At 58.7% G+C, this 20,296-nt stretch carries 18 protein-coding genes and 2 tRNA genes; 17 read left to right on the forward strand and 3 right to left on the reverse strand.

All coding sequences use genetic code 11. The features are described from left to right. Positions 1-199: 199 nt before the first annotated feature. From BGO89_01185 to BGO89_01230, 10 genes are all read left to right on the forward strand, one after another. Entirely contained in the window at positions 200-1,111 is a 912-nt protein-coding gene (locus BGO89_01185; protein ID OJX61366.1) for a ribosome small subunit-dependent GTPase A, read from the forward strand. Positions 1,112-1,179: 68 nt separating this feature from the next. Further along, positions 1,180-1,266, forward strand: a tRNA-Ser gene (locus BGO89_01190). A 10-nt stretch (positions 1,267-1,276) separates the two neighbouring features. Continuing rightward, a tRNA-Leu gene (locus BGO89_01195) sits at positions 1,277-1,360 on the forward strand. A gap of 88 nt (positions 1,361-1,448) precedes the next feature. Then, a complete protein-coding gene (locus BGO89_01200) occupies positions 1,449-2,333 on the forward strand; it encodes a polyphosphate--nucleotide phosphotransferase (protein OJX61367.1) in 885 nt (294 codons plus the stop codon). Between the two features lie 23 nt (positions 2,334-2,356). Beyond that, positions 2,357-3,373 carry a hypothetical protein gene (locus BGO89_01205; GenBank protein ID OJX61230.1) on the forward strand — a complete coding sequence of 339 codons (1,017 nt, stop codon included), beginning with the start codon at positions 2,357-2,359 and terminating at the stop codon, positions 3,371-3,373. Positions 3,374-3,456: 83 nt separating this feature from the next. Further along, on the forward strand, positions 3,457-4,746 hold the full coding sequence (locus BGO89_01210; GenBank protein OJX61231.1) for an NADH dehydrogenase (quinone) subunit D: 1,290 nt from the start codon (positions 3,457-3,459) through the stop codon (positions 4,744-4,746). 107 nt (positions 4,747-4,853) lie between these two features. After that, on the forward strand, positions 4,854-5,435 hold the full coding sequence (locus tag BGO89_01215) for an RNA methyltransferase (GenBank protein ID OJX61368.1): 582 nt from the start codon (positions 4,854-4,856) through the stop codon (positions 5,433-5,435). Between the two features lie 166 nt (positions 5,436-5,601). Beyond that, positions 5,602-8,088, forward strand: coding sequence for a hypothetical protein (locus BGO89_01220; protein OJX61232.1), 2,487 nt, complete (start codon positions 5,602-5,604; stop codon positions 8,086-8,088). A gap of 128 nt (positions 8,089-8,216) precedes the next feature. Continuing rightward, the gene (locus tag BGO89_01225) at positions 8,217-8,768 is read left to right on the forward strand and encodes a hypothetical protein (GenBank protein OJX61233.1); all 552 of its coding nucleotides are present in this window, start codon (positions 8,217-8,219) and stop codon (positions 8,766-8,768) included. Positions 8,769-8,771: 3 nt separating this feature from the next. Next, entirely contained in the window at positions 8,772-8,990 is a 219-nt protein-coding gene (locus BGO89_01230) for a transcriptional regulator (protein ID OJX61234.1), read from the forward strand. 7 nt (positions 8,991-8,997) lie between these two features. On the opposite strand, the gene BGO89_01235 is transcribed toward BGO89_01230, so the two are convergent. Then, positions 8,998-10,020: a glycosyl transferase family 2 gene (locus BGO89_01235; protein ID OJX61235.1), complete on the reverse strand. Its 1,023-nt coding sequence runs from the start codon at positions 10,018-10,020 to the stop codon at positions 8,998-9,000. Between the two features lie 226 nt (positions 10,021-10,246). On the opposite strand from BGO89_01235, the gene BGO89_01240 reads away from it, so the two are divergent. Both BGO89_01240 and BGO89_01245 read left to right on the forward strand, forming a co-directional pair. After that, positions 10,247-10,576, forward strand: coding sequence for a transcriptional regulator (locus tag BGO89_01240; GenBank protein ID OJX61369.1), 330 nt, complete (start codon positions 10,247-10,249; stop codon positions 10,574-10,576). After that, a complete protein-coding gene (locus tag BGO89_01245; protein ID OJX61236.1) occupies positions 10,573-11,487 on the forward strand; it encodes a hypothetical protein in 915 nt (304 codons plus the stop codon). The genes BGO89_01240 and BGO89_01245 overlap by 4 nt, the downstream gene beginning before the upstream one ends. Before the next feature lie 96 nt (positions 11,488-11,583). Here BGO89_01245 and BGO89_01250 read toward each other — a convergent pair whose 3' ends face one another. Together BGO89_01250 and BGO89_01255 are read right to left on the reverse strand one after the other, a co-directional pair. Further along, a complete protein-coding gene (locus BGO89_01250) occupies positions 11,584-13,437 on the reverse strand; it encodes a hypothetical protein (protein OJX61237.1) in 1,854 nt (617 codons plus the stop codon). A 36-nt stretch (positions 13,438-13,473) separates the two neighbouring features. Beyond that, positions 13,474-14,550, reverse strand: coding sequence for a hypothetical protein (locus BGO89_01255; GenBank protein OJX61238.1), 1,077 nt, complete (start codon positions 14,548-14,550; stop codon positions 13,474-13,476). A gap of 189 nt (positions 14,551-14,739) precedes the next feature. Here BGO89_01255 and BGO89_01260 point away from each other — a divergent pair, with 189 nt between their 5' ends. The 5 genes from BGO89_01260 to BGO89_01280 are packed head-to-tail and all read left to right on the forward strand — an operon-like array spanning position 14,740 to position 20,147. Continuing rightward, positions 14,740-17,274, forward strand: a complete 2,535-nt coding sequence (locus BGO89_01260) for an alanine--tRNA ligase (protein ID OJX61239.1) — start codon at positions 14,740-14,742, stop codon at positions 17,272-17,274. Between the two features lie 18 nt (positions 17,275-17,292). After that, the gene (locus BGO89_01265; protein ID OJX61240.1) at positions 17,293-17,670 is read left to right on the forward strand and encodes a hypothetical protein; all 378 of its coding nucleotides are present in this window, start codon (positions 17,293-17,295) and stop codon (positions 17,668-17,670) included. A gap of 55 nt (positions 17,671-17,725) precedes the next feature. After that, entirely contained in the window at positions 17,726-17,935 is a 210-nt protein-coding gene (locus BGO89_01270) for a hypothetical protein (GenBank protein ID OJX61241.1), read from the forward strand. A gap of 8 nt (positions 17,936-17,943) precedes the next feature. Further along, the gene (locus BGO89_01275) at positions 17,944-19,233 is read left to right on the forward strand and encodes a phosphoribosylamine--glycine ligase (protein OJX61370.1); all 1,290 of its coding nucleotides are present in this window, start codon (positions 17,944-17,946) and stop codon (positions 19,231-19,233) included. Beyond that, entirely contained in the window at positions 19,230-20,147 is a 918-nt protein-coding gene (locus BGO89_01280; protein ID OJX61242.1) for a hypothetical protein, read from the forward strand. Before BGO89_01275 ends, BGO89_01280 begins: the two co-directional genes overlap by 4 nt. The last annotated feature ends 149 nt before the right edge of the window (positions 20,148-20,296 follow it).

The raw sequence follows: 20,296 nt of genomic DNA on the forward strand, positions 1-20,296 counted from the left end.
TTTAGGTCGATATGTCAACTTCCGTTCACACTGCCGGAACAGCGTGTCCAACCGTCATAGCATAAGCCAGGATGAGGACGGCGACGAGCTGCATTCCTATCGTGGAAGAACCCGTGAACGGGCGAAGGAACTGGAGCGTACCCGGACGAGGATCAAAAGCGGCAAGTCATTGGCCGACGGGGTGTTGCAGGGAACGGTCATGACGGCGATGGGGCCGCACTGGTTGGTAGCCGTCGGATCTGTCGTCTACGTCTGCACCGTCTCGGGTACCGTCGAATGTCCACATACGAGTACGATCGTGACCGTCGGAGACATCGTCTGGCTCGTCCCGGATCCTGCCGGAACGCAGCACGGAGACCCTGCAGCGACCATCGTACGGGTGGAGGAACGGCGTACGCTACTGTCTCGCAAGGCCGCCGGCCGTGCCCAGCGCGAGCAGGTCGTCGTGGCCAACGTGGACCAGCTCTGCATCGTGATGGCGGCTGCACTGCCCACCTATAACAAACGCCTCATCGACCGGTATCTGATCGCCGCCGACAAGGGAGACCTGCGCCCGATCATCTGCATCAACAAGATCGATCTGATGCCCGAAGACGTCTTGGGCGATCTTCATGACGACTTCTCGACCTATCTGGCGCTCGACATTCCGGTGATCTTCGTGAGTGCGGCGAAGAATAGGGGACTCGACATGCTGAGGGCGGAACTCGGGCACTGCTCCACGTTGCTCAGTGGTCCGAGCGGTGTGGGGAAGTCCTCCATCATCAATCTGCTGTCCGACGCACGCCAGCAGGTAGGCGCCATTTCGGAAAAGTACCTGAAAGGTCGTCATACGACGACGGCTGCGACGAGCATCCCGTTACCGGACGGAGGATGGGTCGTGGACTCGCCGGGCTTGCGCGAATTCGCCATATGGGAGCTGACGGCCGACGAATTACCGTACTATTTCGAAGAATTCGCTCCGTTCGCGCAAGAATGCAGGTTCAATCCCTGCTCGCATACGCACGAGCCCGGATGCCGCGTCAAAGCTGCCGTGGAAGCGGGCGAGCTCGACCCCGAACGTTACGAAAGCTACCTCAATATCCTCGATACGATCATGCTCGAACGTCCCTGATTCGAAATTCGATCGTCGTGATTTCGCTCTTTTTCTTAATTTCGTGGCCCCACAAAAAGCTGCTCCGGGGAGAGGTGCGAGAGTGGTTGAATCGGGCGGTCTCGAAAACCGTTATAGGAGCAATCCTATCGAGGGTTCGAATCCCTCCCTCTCCGCAGCAGGTTTGGGCGAGTGCTGAAATTGGCAGACAGGCGGGTCTCAGAAGCCCGTGTTCGAAAGGACGTGTGGGTTCAAGTCCCACCTCGCCCACTGACGTGAAACGCGAACTACGGTTCGCGTTTGCTGTTTGTAGCCTAACCGAAGGGGATCTGATATGCCAGGTCGTATCGCCACGGAACTGCAACGCCACATCGATCGCATGCGCATCAGGGAGGGGAAACGCCTCGATCTCGGCAAGCATGCCACATCCTATACGGGATCCCTGTTCGACAAGTCCACGGCCGTTACCGTGATGGCCAAGGACCTCGAACGTCTGGCCAGGCTGCAGGACATTCTCTATGCCGACGACAGGCATTCCATCCTGATCGTGTTCCAGGCCATGGACACGGCAGGAAAGGACGGTGCCATCAAGCACATCATGTCGGGCCTGAATCCGCAAGGTGTGAAGGTTGCCTCCTTCAAGCACCCGAGTACGATGGAGCTGGACCACGACTTCATCTGGCGTCATTACCAGCAACTGCCGGCCCGCGGCGAGATCGGGATCTTCAACCGGTCGCATTACGAGAACGTCCTCATTTCCCGTGTCCATCCCGAGTTGGTCCTGGCCGAACATCTGCCCGATATCTCGTCCGTGAGCGATATCAAGCCTTCGTTCTGGAAACGCCGCTATCATGTCATCAGGCAGTTCGAGAACATGCTGTGCGAGAACGGTACCATCGTGATCAAGTTCTTCCTCCATCTTTCGAAGGAGGAACAGAAACGACGTCTGATTGCACGTATCGACGATCCGAACAAGAACTGGAAATTCTCCGTCGCCGACGTCCAGGAACGTGGATACTGGGACGATTACCAGAAGGCCTACGAGAAAGCCATCGAGGCGACATCCACTGACAGGGCACCGTGGTACGTCATACCGGCAGACGACAAGTGGTTCGCCCGTCTGGCCATGACGACGATCATCCATCATGAGTTCAAGCGATTGAACCTGCAGTATCCCCGCGTCAATGCCGCCGTGCGGAAGGCGCTGATGGAAACCAGGGCAGCACTGGAAGCCGAGCAATGAAACGACTGGTTGTTCTCATCATCATGTTCGGCGCGTTCCCGAGCGCCGTCTATGCCCAATTGCCATCATTCCCCTTCGATATCCGCAGCCTCATCCAGCAGGCGGATCGCCGCACGCTTCGCGAGCGTGCCGATGAACTGATCACGAAGCGCAACGACTATGCCGGCGCCATTCCCTGTCTGGAGAAATGGCTCAGTGCCGTGCCGGGTGACGCGGAAGCCGCGATGCTCCTGAGCACGTGCTATGACAGTGTAGGCCGTACGGCCGATGCACGACTCGCCATGAACCTGGCCCTCGCGGATGGTCTGAAGACCCGTGAGCAGGCCGACCGCGACTTTCCGCCGTTATTCCATAAACAGGTACGATGGGGACGTTCCAGGGTCCTGTATCCCGCCGTGATGAAGAAGGGTGAGCAATACCGTCTCGTCCTGCTTCTCCACGGCAACGGTCATACCCCGGAATTCATGCTGAGCTGGGCGAAGACGCTCGGACTCGACAAGGCCATCTTCATATGTCCCGAAGCGCCGTACATGAAGGTCCGGGAAACGGTCACCTCGCAACGCGAACGGTATTCGGCAGCGGGGGAATCGCTCGGAATGCCGGACTCGCTCTTCGGCGAGATCATCGATCTTTCCGCCGAATGGTATCACGATGTCGCCATGGATGCGATGCAACGCCTGCCGGTTGCGCGTAACCTCAAGCCCATCATCGTCGGATTCTCGCAGGGTGGATTCTACGCACACGTCCTGGCCACGCGCCATCCCGAAGCCTATGCCTCCATCGTCTCCATCTGTGCCAGTATGTATACGGCAGGACACGTAACGGAGAAGTACGACCGGCTGCGTACATACGGAGTCGACGCCCTCGTCCTTCACGGTACGAAGGACGACGTGGTGCCGCTGCAGACGGGGGAGTTGATCCACAGCGCTATGGAAGCCGCCCGCGTCCAGCACGTCTACATGCCGTTCGACGGGGGGCACTGGCCCTCTGCCGAGGCTACCGTCATGATCCGCCGCTGGATGATCGAACACGACAGATAGAATCGTGCGAGGATTGTCGCTCCCATGCCGGTCTCTTGTGTGCAACAGTGTTATATTTGGGCGCCTTACACTAAGGAAATCCAATGTCGCTCCCAGTATCGCAATCGGCCACCATCGAACGGGTGGAAAAACTTCGTCAGAGCAAGATCCTCCGCGAGGTGATGGACAAGGACACCGTGGCAATGTTCGAGGATCCCCTCGAGAACGACATGGTGTTGAACATGGGGCCGCAGCACCCTGCCACGCACGGTGTGTTGCGCGTACTGCTCCGCCTCGACGGTGAAACGGTTCTCAAGTGCGTTCCGGAACTCGGCTATCTGCACCGCGGATTCGAGAAGATCGCCGAGAACATGACCTATCACGAATTCATTCCGCATACGGATCGTCTGGACTATCTGTCGCCGATGTCGAACAACGTCGGTATCGCCATGGCGATCGAACACGCAGCCGGTATCGAAGTGCCCGAACGTGGCATCTGGGTACGGATGCTCGTGACGGAACTCGCCCGCGTCTCGTCCCACCTCATCGCCATGGGCGCCACGGCGATGGACGTCGGGGCCATGACGCTCTTCCTCTGGACGTTCACGGAACGCGAGAAACTCTACGACCTGTTCGAACGCATCTGCGGTGCCCGCTTCACGACGAGTTTCGCACGTATCGGCGGCGTCGCCAACGACGTCCCGGACGACGTGCTCCGCGATATCCAGAAGTGGCTGAATGCCTTCCCGGAATACATGGTGAGCTTCGAGAAGCTCGTGAACCGCAACCGGATCTTCATCGATCGTATGGCCGGCGTAGGCCACATCACGGCCGAGAAGGCCATCGCTCTCGGTCTGACCGGACCGACACTCCGGGGCTCAGGCGTGAATCGCGACCTTCGTCGCGACAAACCCTACATGTACTACGATCAGATGGACTTCGACGTGATCACCGGCAACGACGGTGACTGCTATTCGCGTTACCAATGCCGTGCCGCCGAAGTGAAGGAATCGATCAAGATCCTTCACCAGATCATGGACAAGCTGGTCGCGACGCCGCGTACGCCCGTCCTCGCGGACGATCCGAAGTACGTGCTCTCGCGCAAGGCCGCCATCTACACGAAGATGGAAGAGCTGATCAACGACTTCATGCTCATCAACTTCGGAACGATGCCGCCGAAGGGCGAGACCTATACGGCAATCGAATCGCCGAAGGGCGAGCTTGGCTTCTTCATCGTCTCGGACGGAACGGGGCAACCCTGGAAGCTGAAGATCCGTTCTCCCTCGTCGTCGAACCTGCAGGCCCTGAAGTTCATGGCCGAAGGCGCGATGGTGTCCGACGTCGTGGCCATCATCGGTTCCATCGATCCCGTGATGGGCGAAGCAGACAAGTGACATTCCGATCGTAAGCGACGATCATGTGCAATGGGTGGCTCGTCCACCCATTGCCGTTTTTGCATATCCATCTTCCGTTCCGAAGCGTCATGCCTCCTACCGATACCATCACACCCGAACGTGCGGCCCGCCTCGAGGAAGTGCTGCGCCGTCGTCAGCCCGATCTCACCGTTGTCTTCGAGAACGTCCACGACCCGCATAACGTCAGTGCCGTTCTCCGTTCCTGCGACGCCGTCGGTGTGTTCGAAGCGCATGGCGTCTACCATAGTGGAGAGCAGTTCCCGAAACTCGGCGACAAGAGTTCGGGCAGTGCGAGGAAGTGGATCGATCTCCACAAGCACGACAGTATCGACGACTGCTATTCGGAACTCCGCGCACGTGGCATGAAGATCTATACGACGCACATGGCGAGCGGTAGCGTGTCGCTCTACGATCTCGACCTGACGCAACCCATCGCCTTCGTCTTCGGTAACGAGCATAGCGGCGTGAGCCAGGAAGCACTCGCCAGGGCCGATGGCAACTTCCTCATTCCGCAGATGGGTATCGTCCAGTCCCTGAACATCTCCGTCGCCTGTGCCGTCAGCCTCTACGAAGCATTTCGTCAACGCATGAATGCCGGTATGTACGAAGCCCTTCGACTCGACGAGAAGATATTTCCGGTGCTGCTCGACGACTGGTGCCATCGATAGGATGCGCCTGTATATTCTTTACTGATACTATCGATGTCCCTTTTCTGTCGCTGACGATTCCGGAGTGCGGATTCGCATGGTCTGCTTGTCATGAGGGATGAAACTTTTACGTCCCTTCGTTGTTGATAAGCCTGCTGCATCCTGTGCCTAGTAATGACGAAACCAGATGATTACGAGAATTACGTTGCTCGTGGCGACGCTGATCGCTGCGATCGGGGTTTGCCGTGCCCAGATCGAAACGGTGATCGATACGGATTGCAGCCCTGCGTTCACGCGTGGTAACGGACGCGGTGGCCGGATCGTCTACGATTCACGTCGGGATGCTCTGCTGGCGAGTGCCATCGATCTCGGGAATACACGCTCGGTCGACGGTGGAGCGACGTTTCGGTCGATGATGAACGGTATCCCTTCGACCGCGACCTCCATCTTCTCGACGCTGTTGATAGAGAACGATCGTGACTACGTCTTCGTCGGATGCGGTGATGACGGATGGAGTGTCTATCGCAGCGTGGATGGCGGAGAGACGTTCCAGGGAACGGAGCTTCCCCGAAAGCCCGGAAATCCCGTCCTTCAGCTCGACCATCGACACGACATCATCTGGTTCGTACTCGATGGAGTACTCGGGATGAAGGGAGGCACCGAATGGAGGACATTGCCAGCCCCCTCGGGGCTCGGCATACGCGTCAGTCGTATCCTTTCGAAGCGTGATCTGGCTGTTTTCGATGGTCAGGCATGGTACCGATACGATATCGAACGTGGTACATGGGGGCCGCTCGATCTTCCTGCCCAGCAACCATGGCAGGGGACGCGACTGGACGATGGTCGTCTGCTCTGGTCGGTAGCCGGCAGACTGATGGTCGGTACCGGCATGAGCGGACAGAAGCGATATATCGACAGTGTCTACGTGCAGGGAGAGGAACGACACCGGCCATGGATAGCATCCGGTATCGCCACCTTCGGCGACCATATCGTTCTCGTCGATTCGAACGGCATCGTCGGACGATGGGACCAGGACAGTATCGTCGTCATCAACCATGATACGTTCACGCGTATCCCGGGTGGACGCCGGAACGTCAGTCTCGGTCATCAGTCGCTGGGCGGTACCGATATCCTGACCATGACCTACCATGCAGAGGGGCCGCAACGGATGATCGATATCGTCGTGGCCGATATCGTGCATGGGAAAACGATACGGACCGTCTCCATGTCCTATCCCTATCCGTACGAGAACCCTTTGGAGGCCAGCGTACTGATGCTCAACGATTCGACCATCATCGTCAATGGTCATCAAGGGGCATTGACACGGATTCCGGCAGGTAGCGGACCACGGAGCACGATGTGGTCCGTCGAGGACGAACCCGCCGTGCGCCCGAAGACGGCGATGCTCGATGGTCACGTACTGGATGATGGTAGCCTGCTCGCTCATACCGAGCATGGTCGCTGGTTGCACAGGCGACCGTCTGCGGAAGCAACGACCATTCCGTTCGATAACGGCTACGTGATGTTCAGGGGCAGCAACCATGGTCTGGAAATGGAATCGCTGTGTGCGAGAATCCCTACCGGGTTCTCGTTCATGAAGGTCGATGGAGATTCCGCCATGCTGGCCGGTATACAGGGCATACGCGTTTCATTGGATGACATGACCCAAACCGTGCTTCGCGATTCTCTTACGACATACGCCTATCGGGAACCCGGGGGCGGTCGCACGTTCATGGGTACCTATGATGTACGATGGACGAGCGACAAGGGCAGGACGTGGCTCGCGAGCCGTACGGGATTGCCGGACAACAATGGTGGACCACTACCCTGCATCAGCGGTATTCTCAGGACGCAACGTGGAACGATGGTACTCGGTCTCCGAGGATTCGGTCGGCGTCTGATGGAAGGAATGGAGGCCGACTCCGTGCCCGGCGGGATATACTATTCGACGGACGATGGATCGTCGTGGTTACGTTCTACCGGGCTGGGGGAACGCAGCTACATCCAGAACATCGCGGAACTCGCCAATGGAGATCTGATCGCCGTCGTATCACATGTTACGATAAGGATCGCTACGATCGGTGTACGCCCGGTGCTGCAGGACGCTCTCATGCGTGACAATGCCCTCATGCACAGCACGGATGGTGGCAGGACGTGGGACAGGTTGTTCGAGGCCGCGGATTCCAGGCCGTTCGCGGGCATCCGCGGGTCGGTCATACGACTGACGTCGGGTGATATCGTGGTCCAGGTATCCGATACGGAGATTCTTCGGAGCACCGATGCAGGGACCACATGGAGTGCCGAGAGAAATGCGCCGGCGACACTTGCGTCGGTTCTCGCCATCGATGCCGACGCATCGGACCGCCTCTACTTCTTCACGGATCATGGCGTGTTCCGTCAATCGACTCCGACATCCGTCGAGGACATCGCACCGCAGAACGTATCGATGGACGTTCGTCTTGTCGATGGTGTCCTGCATGCTACGTTCGGCGTAACCGATATGACAGGCACGGCGATCGCGATCGTCGATCTTCAAGGGCGTACGATGCGGTCGTTCACGGCTAGTCGGGATGAATTCTCGGTGCCGGTCACCGATCTGCCGCCCGGACTCTACGTCATCACGGCATCGGGGTGGTGGGGCAGAGCGTCGAAGTCCATCGTGGCAGTACATTGAGTAGTGGCGTTCGCGCGTGACGGTGGTGGAATCCACTTCCATGGTGAAAAAACGATTTATCGATAAACGATAAATCGTTATGTTTGGTACATGACGTTTCACCACTGCATTCTGCACGAGGTACCAGCATGACGACCGATACAGTATCACCGAACAATGCGACACGTACGACACGCATCCTGGCGACGATGCGCGTAATTGCATGGATCGTCTTCATCAGTCTGATGGTCGAAACCGGGTTGTTTCTCGTGACCTATGTGATTAGCTGCTACAGTCCGGATATCGTATCGAAGATGTATCGTGGAATGGAGTTGTATGACCTGATGGCATTCGACTTCCGGCACTATTCGGCTACAGCCATCATGCGGATCACATACACGGTCTTGAAGACGTGGGCCGCATATCTCACCGTTTCTGTGCTGGACGACGTGAAGCTGGCCCACCCTTTCACACTCTCCATCGCGCGGTTGCTGGAGCGGATCAGCATCACGTTGCTGATAGCCGGTGGTGTAGCCATAGTGAACAATGCCCACGACCGATGGTTGACGGAGAACCTGGGAATTCACTCGTGGGAAATGTCGATCGAAGGCTTCCTGGTGACGGCCGGCCTGGTCTACGTCATCGCGAAGATCTTCCGGCGTGGCGTGGAGCTCCAATCCGAACACGATCTCACGATATGACCCATGCCGATAACCGTGCACCTCGATGCGATGATGGCGAAGCGGAAGATGTCGCTCAATGAACTGTCGGAGAAGGTCGGCCTGACGCTCGCCAATCTGTCCATTCTCAAGACAGGGAAGGCGAAGGCGGTACGCTTCTCCACACTGGAGGCCATCTGCGAGGCCCTGGACTGTCAGCCCGGAGACATCCTGGCATATACCGAAGAGGAGATGCCGGAGTGACCGGGAGTCAGGCGGCGCGGCCGTCCGATATCTTCTGACGGAAGAAGAAGCCCGGAAACGCCTTGCGTTCGTCGCGTCCCAGCAGCTTGACGTTCACGAAGCTCTTCAGGAATCCGTAACCATATCCGAACAACTGGAAGAACGTGGCGACGATGGCCCATCCCGAGATCACGAGGCTGCGGGTCTTCACCATCGCCTCGATGAAGATCATGGCGACGAGGAAGGCGAGCGGGAGCAGGAAGAGGGGAGTCCATGCGATGGAGAGTACGAGCAGGGCGATCGTTCCGAGAAGGAAGAGCGATGGCAGTGTGTAGACGATCTTCGATCGTTCCGGATGCCATTTCATGAGGATGATTCGTACTACTCCGAATTTATACACCTGCTTGAGGAACTTCGAAAAGTCGATACGGCGTTTGTGATAGACGTAGGCATCGGGAATCAGACCGACGCGGAAGCCTGCGTCCATGATGCGATAGCTGAGGTCCGGGTCCTCTCCCGGATGGATGTCGCCGAATCCACCGACGGTCTCGTAGACCTTGCGCGTGAAGCCCATGTTGAAGCTTCGCGGCTGATACGTATCGAGATTGTTCTGCTTGCCCCGTACACCGCCGGTCGTGATGAAGGACGTCATGGCGTAGTTGATGGCCTTCTGGACGATCGTGAACGACGAATGGGCGTTGTCGGGCCCGCCGTACGTATCCAGCGGATGGATGGAGAGAAAACGCTCGACCTCCGCGAAGTAGTCGTCGGGGATCAGGCAATCCGAGTCGAAGAAGACCATGTAGTCTCCCTGCGCACGCTCCATGCCGAAGTTCCTGCTGTCGCCGGGCCCCGTGTTCTTCTTGAAGAAGTACCGGATATCGAGACGATCCGCATAACGCCGGACGATATGTTCGCTCGTCTCCGTCGAACCATCCTCGACCAGGACGATTTCGAAGTTCGTATAGGTTTGTCGAGCCAGGCTTTCCAACAGCTCATCCACTTCATTCGGACGGTTGAATACCGGTACGATCACGGAGTATTTCTTCATTGGGCGATGTCGGTGAGCTTGGTTTCGGAAGGCCATCAATTTAGCGAGCCCCGCGTGGGCCACCAAAGTGGTTCGGTGACAGGATCGCGGCATTCACGCATGCAGATCATAGCTGGGTCGTATCGCCATGCCACTCGATCAGGAATGGAATGGTCCTGGTCGTATCGGTGCGATCCTTTCTTCTCGGAAATTTGCGCAAGTAAATGCTTGCATATATATTCGCGGCATGATTGAAGCACGAAGAGATGCCTTTCAGGCAATAGCGGATCCCACGAGGCGAGCGATCATCGGTATGGTTGCGAGAGAACCCGTGAACGTCAGTGCCATCGCGGAGCGGTTCGACGTGAGTCGTCAGGCCATATCACTGCATCTGAAGATCCTGACCGAATGCGGTCTGGTAACGATGAGACAGCAGGGCCGCGAACGTATCTGTGAAGCGAAACTGGAAACGTTGCGTGAAGTGAACGAGTGGGTACGGCAGTACAGGCAATTCTGGGAAACGAAACTGGGTGCATTGGACAAGTTCTTGAACAAGACCAGGACATCAGGAACATGAACAGGAAAGAAGTGGTCGTCGAACGTACCTTCCATACCTCCGTCGAAGAGGTGTGGAAAGCTCTTACGGACAAGGACCAGTTGAAGGAATGGTATTTCGAGGTTTCGGATTTCGAACCTGAGCCAGGCTTCGAATTCCGGTTCTATGGAGAGAACGAGGGGATACGATTCCTGCACATATGCACCGTCGTCGAAGTAGAGCGGGGGCGGAGGCTATCCTATACCTGGCGGTATGAAGGGTATCCCGGCGAGTCTCTCGTAACGTTCGAGCTGGTGAGCGAAGGCACGGAACGAACCCGTCTGACAGTGACCCATCGTGGTCTGGATACATTCCCTGCAGACAGTCCTCATTTCGTCGTGGAGAACTTCAATGCCGGCTGGAACGGCCTGTTCGGACAGTTGCTTCGCCATCTCGAAGAACGACGTGCACCTGTTCCATCATCCGATGACTACGGCTGCGAGATCGATCTGAATGCAACGATCGAGAGCATCTACGATGCGTTGACGAACCGGATACCACTATGGTGGACGGAGCAGTTCGAAGGATCGGCTGACCGACAAGGTTCGATATTCACCGTTCGTTTCGGTGACAGGGTTTTCAAGACGATGAACGTGACGGAACTATCGTCGAACGCCAGGGTGGTGTGGTTCGTAGTCGACGCGAAGCTGGATATTCCCGGAGTGGACGATCCGACCGAATGGATCGGAACCACCATCGTATGGGACATCCTCCGGCAGGAGGACCATGCTCGTGTACGCCTCGTGCATATCGGTCTTCGTCCGATCGTCTCATGCCATGAGATATGCGCCGACGGTTGGCGGCAGTTCATCGCAAGTCTGAAGTCGTATGTCGAATCGGGAGCGGGTGCTCCGTTCAGAACGCAGGATAGCAGCAAGGATGTCGGCCGATAACGATGACGGCCGATGCAACGTGTGTCGCATCGGCCGTCGAGTCCTTCATCCATCGGTCGATACCATCATCAGCGATGATCGGTGCCGTCACCGTCCCTATTGATAGAAGACGCTGCTTCTCAGCGCCTTCTGCGCATCCGTGGCATTGGGGTCGACTTCGAAGACATTACGGTCCTTGCGTTCACCCATGACCGGAACGCCGGTAAGCGTGACTTCCTCACCACCACGACTGACCGTGACGGTCATATAGTCGTTGGTGCTGGGTCGGACCAGTCGTTCCCACGTAGGCCGATCGACTTCCATGAAGGGTTTGCCATCGACCTTGACGAGGGCATCGCCGTCCTTGATGCCGAGCGGATTCTTTTCACCCGGATGGAGGACGAACTTCGATGCCGATTCTTCCTGTACGAAGTCGCCATGGATATCGAACGTCAGTGCCTGTACCGTCCGAACGGAGTCGAACTTCCAGCCGATGCGGGCCAGCATGTCCTGGACCGGAATGCGTTCGGTGCCTTCGATGTATCTGCGGCAGTAATCGACGACGGCAGGCGACGTCACCCGGCCTATCTCGGCGAACAGTGAATCGTCCTCGAAGGCGCGTGTGCGGCCGTACTTCGCGGACAGTGTATAGATCAGGTCGCGTATGCCTTGCTTGCCCTTGCTTTCGGAGCGCAGAAGGATGTCCAGGAGGAAGCCGTTGAGCGCCCCGTATTCGTAGATGAGCGGATACCAGTGCTGGTTCTCCGGCGTGAGGACGTTCTTCGAGAACGACGTCAGCGAGAACTCCTTTGGAAGGACGTTGAGCGATCGGGCCTTCACCTTCATGAGGTTCATGAAGGCCTGTTCCGTGATCGTGGAATCGTGCAGTTGTGCCAGATGCGCGAAGTATTCCGTCACACCTTCATAGAGCCAGAGATGCTTGGACATCTTGGGATTGCGGAAGTCGAACTTCTCGATCTCCTCGCTGTGGAGCGTGAGGGGAACCAGGATGTGCAGGAATTCATGGGCGGCCGTCTCGTCCACTCCCTGCGTCATCGGCGTCTTCTGCCAGAAGTAGAACGAGCTGTACGAATGCTCGAGGGCACCGAAGTAGGCGGTCTTCTTGCTGACGGCATTCGTGTCGCCGTTCCAGAGATAGAAGAGGAAGGCATATCTGTCGACGGGCATCGTCGGAAGGAACTTTCCGATGCTCTGCGTCACCCTGGCCAGAGCTGCTGCATAACGCTGTGCATACCGTTCCGAGCCGCGATGGGCGAGGGCGACGAGAACCTTGACACCTGCGACGGTGAACGTCGCTGTGTCGGGCCTGGAATACAGGACAGGAGAATCGACGAGTTCGTCGTAGCTCGTCACACCGTATTCATCCGTGGAGTCGTTGAGGGCCTTGATCGTCAGTGCCGTACCGCCATAGAGCCATCGTGGCTTATCGACCTTGACCGTATATGGACGCTTCTGCATACCGTCGATGTAACCCACGAAGCCGCTATGGTTGATCACGAACAGGGAGTCGGCTTCGATGTCCGTACCAGCAGGCGGGAAGATGTCGGGATGGGACGTGTCACGGTCGTCGAAGGAATCGTCGACATCGTACGTGACCTTCGCCAGACGTCGTGCCTGCGTGATGACGAACTGGGAATCCGCACTGCGTCGCACCTGGATCTGGACGCCCTTGTCGTCGAAGGCCTGGAAGTTATGGACGAAGCGCCACCAGTTGTGCTGCTCGTACGTACCGGGCGTCGTGGCCGGGAAGACGAAGGTCGCTTCGTTGGTGGACACGGCCGGTGTGCGTACTTCGACGTGGACACGGTCATTCGTGACGTTACGCAGGCTGATGTGTACCTGATAGTTCTCGGCTGCGAACATGCCGATACTGCCCAGACAGAGCAGGATCGCGGCTGCGACAGGAAGCCGGCTGAATACCGGACGACATGAGGCGATGTGTGGGGTCATTTGTTGCCGTGATGCGAAGGATGTTTGAATTGCGGATTACCTAACGGCGGTAAGCTCCAGAAGTTTCGGTCGTGCTCCCCAAAGCTCTGCCGTCGCCAGGACCTTGTCGTACTGCCGGACATCAAAAGTACCGCTGCGGCGTTCGGCTTTCAACAGGACGTTCTTCATGGTGTGTTCGAGGGAGATGAACTCTTCGAGGTGGGCCTGGTAGCCGAAGGCCTGGAGGATATCGCGCCGCATGGTATCCGTCAGCAGATCGCCGAGGCGCTCGCGGGTGATCCCGTCGTCCAGCAGCAGGCGTGCTCCCTCGGGGACTCGATCCCGGTGCAGTTGGGTCTGTACGTAGTGGTGGCAGCACGGAGCCACGAGCATCGCACCCGCGGAGGACTTCAGCCCGGCCATGAGTGCGGCGTCGGTAGCCGTATCGCAGGCATGGAGGGCTATCAGGATGTCGCAGGGTCCGGCGGCAAGGTCCTCGAGGCGGCCGACGTCGAACCGTGCGTTCACGAAGCCGAGACCGGAGGCGACGGTACGGCAGTGATCGATCACTGCCGGATTGCTGTCGATACCGAGCAGATGGACATCCAGGCCCAGGCCCTTCAGGACATGATAGAGGGCGAGGCTGAGGTAGGCCTTGCCGCAGCCGGCGTCGATGATGGTCAGGGGACGCGAGCGAACCGTCAGGGCGTCCAGCGTCAGGGCGATCGTGATCAGATGGTTGAGCTGCCGGAACTTGTCGGCCATGGGTGCCCGTATGACGCCGTCGGCGGTCGCGAGATCGAGCGCATGCAGCAGTGCGGCATCGCGTTCCGGCAGGAGCGGATGCTGCTTGGTGCGGTCCCCTGCCGGATCGCTCCAGTCGAGACGGGATGGCGGACGTTCCTTCACGGTGAAGCGCTCCGGCTTCCTGGCCGAACGCATGATATGAAGGTCCCGCCCGGGGGTCTGGATCAGCACCTGCCGGTAGGGCAGTTCGGCGAGGCGTGCGGCGATGACGCCGATGTCGTCGCCCATCTTCGTGAAATGCTGCCGGTCCGTCTGGGACTCGCATCGCACGACGTTCCCGGTACGTTTGAGGGTGATCTTCCTCGGCATGACGGGGGCACCGAACATCGCCGCGTCCGTGGTCGCCCACCCATGATCGTGGGCTGGCGCGGAGAACGTGGCCACGAGGGGATCGGAGGCGGCAACGAGGTGGGGCAGGGTCGGGGTCGGGTCCAGCATTCCGCAAGATAGCCGCGTTGCCGGAAACAGGTGGCAGACGTAACTTGCAGGTTCATTCCAACCGATCATCGATAGTCCATGACCTCCCAAGAGATCCGCCAGTCCTTCCTCGACTTTTTCGCCGCACGAGGCCATCGCGTCGTGCCGTCGGCGCCCGTGATTCCACATGGCGATCCTACGCTGCTGTTCACCAATGCGGGCATGAATCAGTTCAAGGATGTCTTCCTCGGTACCGGCAAACGCGACTACAGCCGTGCCGTCGATACGCAGAAGTGCATTCGCGTCTCCGGCAAGCACAACGACCTCGAAGAGGTGGGGTACGATACGTATCACCACACGTTCTTCGAGATGCTCGGCAACTGGAGCTTCGGTGACTACTACAAGGAAGAGGCACTGTCCTGGTCCTGGGAGCTGCTCACGGAAGTGTGGAAGCTGCCGAAGGAACGCCTCCATGCCACGGTCTACCGTACGGACGACGAAGCCTATGAAATCTGGAAGCGATTCCTTCCCGAATCGCAGATCCATCGGTTCGACGAGAAGGACAACTTCTGGGAGATGGGCGATACGGGGCCTTGCGGACCGTGTTCCGAAATCCATTTCGACCGCACGCCCGACTGTACGGGCGGCCCGCTCGTGAACGCCGGTGTCCAGGAAGTCATCGAAATCTGGAACAACGTCTTCATCCAGTACAACCGTCGTGCCGACGGTTCGCTGGAAGAACTGGCCTCCAAGCACGTGGACACGGGGATGGGCTTCGAGCGCGTCACGGCAGTGATGCAGGGCAAGATGTCGAACTACGATACCGATGTCTTCCAGCCGCTCATCGGCTATACGTCGGCCCTGTGCGGACGTCCCTATCGTACCGAACTCGACGATGCGGACGGGGTGGCCATGCGTGTCATCGCCGATCACGTCCGTACGCTTTCCTTCGCCATCGCCGATGGCGCCATTCCGGGTAATGAAGGCAGGGGATACGTCCTGCGTCGCATCCTGCGCCGTGCGGCGCGATATGCACGGAATCTCGGAATGACGGAGCCGGTGCTCTACAAGCACGTCGGTATCCTCTGCGACACGATGGGCGACGTGTTTCCCGAGCTCGTGAAGCAGCGGTCGATGATCGAACGCGTGATGAAGGCGGAAGAGGAATCCTTTCTCGCCACGCTCGAACGCGGCCTCGTGCGCTTCGAAGCGCTGGCGAACGAACATGCCGGTACGATTCCGGGTTGGGATGCATTCGAACTGTACGACACCTATGGCTTCCCGCTGGACCTCACGCAGCTTCTCGCCCGTGAGCGCGGAATGGACGTCGACGTCGCCGGGTATGAAACGCAACTCGAAGAGCAACGCGCACGTTCGCGTGCGGCACGAAAATCCCATGTCCAGGAAGTGACGTCGTCGACCATCGACGCCGTGTCACATTTCACTGGCTACGAGCACGATGTGGAAGAGGCGAAGGTGCTCTATGTCGAGGACAATCGCATCGTCCTCGACGCGACACCGTTCTACGTCGAAATGGGTGGTCAGGTCGGCGACACCGGAACCATCGTCGTCGGTGGTGCGGAGTATCGGGTCGAGGATGTACGCAAGAGCGGCGATGCCATCGTCCATGTCTGCGAAGTGCAGGTCGACGCTGCCGTAGGAGATACGGCATTGGCGAAGCTGGACGCCGGCCGTCGCCGGGACATCGCACGAGAGCATTCGGCCACGCACATCCTGCACGAGGCGCTTCGCCGCGTTCTGGGGTCGCATGTCCAGCAGGCAGGATCGCTCGTCGCTCCCGATCATCTGCGCTTCGACTTCTCGCATTTCGAACGGGTCCATCCCGACGAGCTCGATTCCATCGAGCGGATGGTGAACGAAAAGATCTTTGAAAGCATAGGCATCTATACCGAAGAACTTTCGATCGAGAAAGCACGCACCATCCCGAACGTGAAGATGTTCTTCGGTGACAAGTACGGTGACAAGGTACGCGTCGTCTTCATCGACGAGAAGTTCTCCGTCGAGTTGTGCGGTGGCACGCACGTACGTAACACCAGCGAGATCGGACTCTTCAAGATCGTCAGCGAAAGCAGCGTGGCCAGCGGCATCCGTCGTATCGAAGCCATCGCCGGACGCACCATACCGTCGTGGCTCAAGGACCAGCAGGCTCTGGCCCGCGTCCATGAACGCGAACGCGACGACCTGCAGGATCGCATCCGGCAACTGGAACGGGAGCTCGCTTCGCTCCGCACGGCTGAACTCGCCAATGCCATTCCGTCGATCATCGCCGGGGCGCAGTCGCTGGACGGCTTCCGCGTCGCGACCGGTACGGTCGCTGCAGAGGATCCGGAACAACTGAAGTCGCTCGGCGACGAGTTGCGTTCGGCACTCAAGACGCAGGGCGTCGGTGTCCTGGCCAGCGTCAACGACGACAAGGTCCAGCTCGTCTGCGTCGTGACCGACGATCTCGTTCCACGCATCAAGGCAGGTGCCATCGTCGGAGCGATCGCGAAGGAACTCGGCGGCGGCGGCGGCGGCAAACCTCATATGGCTACGGCCGGTGGACGTGATGTGGCAGGACTTCCGGCAGTGATGGAGCGCATACCGTCGATCATTACACAGACCATTTCTTGATTTTGAAAGGACACGTACATGGCCAATTCATACGAAGCACTCGGTACGCTGCACGCAGTATTCGATACGCAGCAGGTGAAGGACACCTTCCGCAAGCGTGAGTTCGTCATCGAGATGCAGGACGGACAATATCCCCAGCACATCAAGTTCCAGGTGACGCAGGACCGCTGCGCACTGCTCGACAACTACAAGGTCGGCCAGGAAGTCAAGGTGCTCTTCAACCTGCGTGGACGCCCGTTCACGGGCAAGGATGGACAGACGCTGTACTTCACCAACCTCGAAGCATGGCGGGTCGAAGCCGCCCAGCCGGGCGGAGTCGCTGGACAGGACTTCTCGCAGATTCCTCCCGCCGCGGCGTCCAGCTCGGCAGCGGAATTCGACGACGTTCCGTTCTGATATCGTTTCCGCATCGTATCGATACACGGAGGGGAGCGATCGTACGATCGTTCCCTTGCCGTTTCATGGATGCGGAGCATACGACCGTCGATGCACGTATACGACGGTGGGTCGGAGGTCCGGCGCCGGCTATCGTGTCGTCGTCCTCATCGCCGACCCATACTACGGGACCGGAAGCATCATCATCGCCATGATCCGCATGGATCGTCGTGATACTCTACCGGTCAGACATCTCCATCTTGTCCTCGTACCTTTGTCTCCGTGAAAGAACACATCCTTCTTCTTGGTTCCGGTGGACGTGAGCATGCTCTTGCCCGTGCACTGAGGAATTCCGCTACCTGTGCGGAATTGTGGTGCGCACCGGGCAATCCCGGTACGTCGCACATCGCCACCAACGTCGATCTGTCCATCGCCGATCATGGGGCCGTCATCGAATGGTGCAAGGCCAACGGTATCACGCTCGTCGTCGTCGGTCCCGAGCAACCGCTCGAAGCGGGCATCGCGGATGCATTGAAGAATGCAGGTATCGATGTCTTCGGACCTTCCGCGTCCGCGGCCCGCATCGAATCGTCGAAGGGTTTCGCGAAGGACTTCATGGCGAGACACGGCATTCCCACGGCGAGCTATCGTCGGTTCGACATCGCCGAGCGGGATGCCGCACTGGCCTACGTGGCGGCTCATCCGCTGCCTGTCGTCGTCAAGGCCGATGGCCTTGCGGCGGGGAAGGGCGTCGTGGTCGCCACCACGACCGGCGAAGCCGAAGCGGCCGTGCAGGAGATGTTCGGAGGTACGTTCGGAACCAGTGGCGCATCCATCGTCGTCGAATCCTTCCTCGAAGGCGAGGAAGCCAGTCTGTTCGCCATCACCGATGGCGAACGATACGTCGTTCTCGCATCGGCACAGGATCATAAGCGCATCGGTGACGGCGACACCGGCAAGAACACGGGTGGGATGGGGTCGTACGCACCGGCTCCGCTCGTGACGGACGGTGTCCTGTCGTGGGCCGAAGAGCATATCATCAGGAGGGCCATCGACGGAATGAAGGCGGATGGACATCCCTTCGTAGGATGTCTCTATGCGGGACTCATGGTGAAGCCCGACGGTACGTCGAACGTCGTGGAATTCAACTGCCGGTTCGGAGACCCCGAAACGCAGACCGTCATGACCATCGTCGACGGCGACGTCGCTGCGTTGTTCGCCGGAGCTGCGCGCGGTGCCCTCGATTCCACGCATATCCGCAATGTCGCCGACGGCTGTGCCTGTACCGTCGTTCTCGCCTCGGGGGGATATCCCGATGCCTTCGACAAGGGCATGGTCGTGTCGGGTCTGGACGAGGCCGCTGCACTCGAGAACGTCATCGTCTATCATGCCGGTACACGCGAACAGGACGGTTCGATCGTCACCAGCGGTGGCCGGGTCTTCGGTGTGACGGCCAGGGGAGCGACGCTCAGCGAAGCCCGCGACCGCGCATACGAAGCCGTCGACCTGATCCAGTACACCAACCGGTATTTCAGACACGACATCGCCATGAAGGGCATCAATCGCAGCAAGGAACAGGAATGAAGGTCTGTGTGACCGGCGGTGCCGGGTTTATCGGCTCGCATCTCACCGATGCCTATCTCGCCGCAGGGCACGACGTCGTCGTGCTCGACAACTTCGTGACGGGTAAGGAAGTCAACGTCGCATCGTCGTCGGCTCGTGTCGTGCGCATGAGCCTCAATCATCCTGATCTCGATGCGTTCTTCGATGACGAGCGGTTCGACATCGTCAATCATCATGCGGCGCACATGGAGCTGCGCGTCAGTCTGGACAGCCCGCTCCACGATGCGGAGTCCAACATCCTCGGTTCGATCAGGGTGATGGAAGCGGCGCGGCGCAACGGTGTCCAGCACCTCGTTCTCGCATCCACGGGCGGAGCCGTCTACGGTGTGCAGGACTACTATCCTGCCGACGAGAACCATCCCACGCGACCGGAATCGCCCTATGCCGTGGCGAAGCGCTCGATGGAGCTCTATGCGGACTATTACCGCACCGTGCAGGGTATGAGCATCACCACGATGCGGTATACGAACGTCTATGGTCCGCGCCAGAACCCGTTCGGAGAAGCGGGCGTGATCGCCATCTTCCTCCAGAAGTGGATCGACGGGGGAACACCCTATATGTACGGTGACGGGGAACAGACCAGGGACTACATCTACATTTCCGATGTCGTCCGGGCCAACATGATCGCCACGGAGCGCCGGCTGCAGGGCATCTACAACTGCTGTACGGGCATCGAAACGTCGCTGAACACCATCGTGGACAACATGCGCAAGGCATATCGGGGGGAGACGCCCATTCACCGGACCGACGCCAAGGCCGGAGATCTGCGCCGGAGCGTCTGCTCGTCCATGAAGCTCCAGGAGGCTACGGGATGGCATCCTGCAGTCGGCGTCGAAGAGGGAATCGGCAAAACCGTCGCCTGGTTCACACGATAGACGTCCCTGTGCAAAACTTTCTTTACACTAAATGTCCGCCCGGTTCCACGAATGGACGGACGGTCTAATTCGGTGTAAGTGGGCTGAAACAGACATATTACGGCGATGGTTCGGCGTAAGGTACTGGGGGAGAACGGGCATCCGGCGGG

This window comes from Candidatus Kapaibacterium thiocyanatum (assembly GCA_001899175.1).
Lineage (GTDB): Bacteria > Bacteroidota > Ignavibacteria > Kapaibacteriales > Kapaibacteriaceae > Kapaibacterium > Kapaibacterium thiocyanatum.

Excerpts from the sequence above, each read along its gene's own strand:
- BGO89_01185 (OJX61366.1), top strand. The coding sequence starts at position 200 with ATGACGGCGATGGGGCCGCACTGGTTGGTAGCCGTCGGATCTGTCGTC.
- BGO89_01205 (OJX61230.1), top strand. The coding sequence starts at position 2,357 with ATGTTCGGCGCGTTCCCGAGCGCCGTCTATGCCCAATTGCCATCATTC.
- BGO89_01210 (OJX61231.1), top strand. The coding sequence starts at position 3,457 with ATGTCGCTCCCAGTATCGCAATCGGCCACCATCGAACGGGTGGAAAAA.
- BGO89_01220 (OJX61232.1), top strand. The coding sequence starts at position 5,602 with ATGATTACGAGAATTACGTTGCTCGTGGCGACGCTGATCGCTGCGATC.
- BGO89_01225 (OJX61233.1), top strand. The coding sequence starts at position 8,217 with ATGACGACCGATACAGTATCACCGAACAATGCGACACGTACGACACGC.
- BGO89_01230 (OJX61234.1), top strand. The coding sequence starts at position 8,772 with ATGCCGATAACCGTGCACCTCGATGCGATGATGGCGAAGCGGAAGATG.
- BGO89_01235 (OJX61235.1), bottom strand. The coding sequence starts at position 10,020 with ATGAAGAAATACTCCGTGATCGTACCGGTATTCAACCGTCCGAATGAA.
- BGO89_01240 (OJX61369.1), top strand. The coding sequence starts at position 10,247 with ATGATTGAAGCACGAAGAGATGCCTTTCAGGCAATAGCGGATCCCACG.
- BGO89_01245 (OJX61236.1), top strand. The coding sequence starts at position 10,573 with ATGAACAGGAAAGAAGTGGTCGTCGAACGTACCTTCCATACCTCCGTC.
- BGO89_01250 (OJX61237.1), bottom strand. The coding sequence starts at position 13,437 with ATGACCCCACACATCGCCTCATGTCGTCCGGTATTCAGCCGGCTTCCT.
- BGO89_01255 (OJX61238.1), bottom strand. The coding sequence starts at position 14,550 with ATGTTCGGTGCCCCCGTCATGCCGAGGAAGATCACCCTCAAACGTACC.
- BGO89_01260 (OJX61239.1), top strand. The coding sequence starts at position 14,740 with ATGACCTCCCAAGAGATCCGCCAGTCCTTCCTCGACTTTTTCGCCGCA.
- BGO89_01265 (OJX61240.1), top strand. The coding sequence starts at position 17,293 with ATGGCCAATTCATACGAAGCACTCGGTACGCTGCACGCAGTATTCGAT.
- BGO89_01280 (OJX61242.1), top strand. The coding sequence starts at position 19,230 with ATGAAGGTCTGTGTGACCGGCGGTGCCGGGTTTATCGGCTCGCATCTC.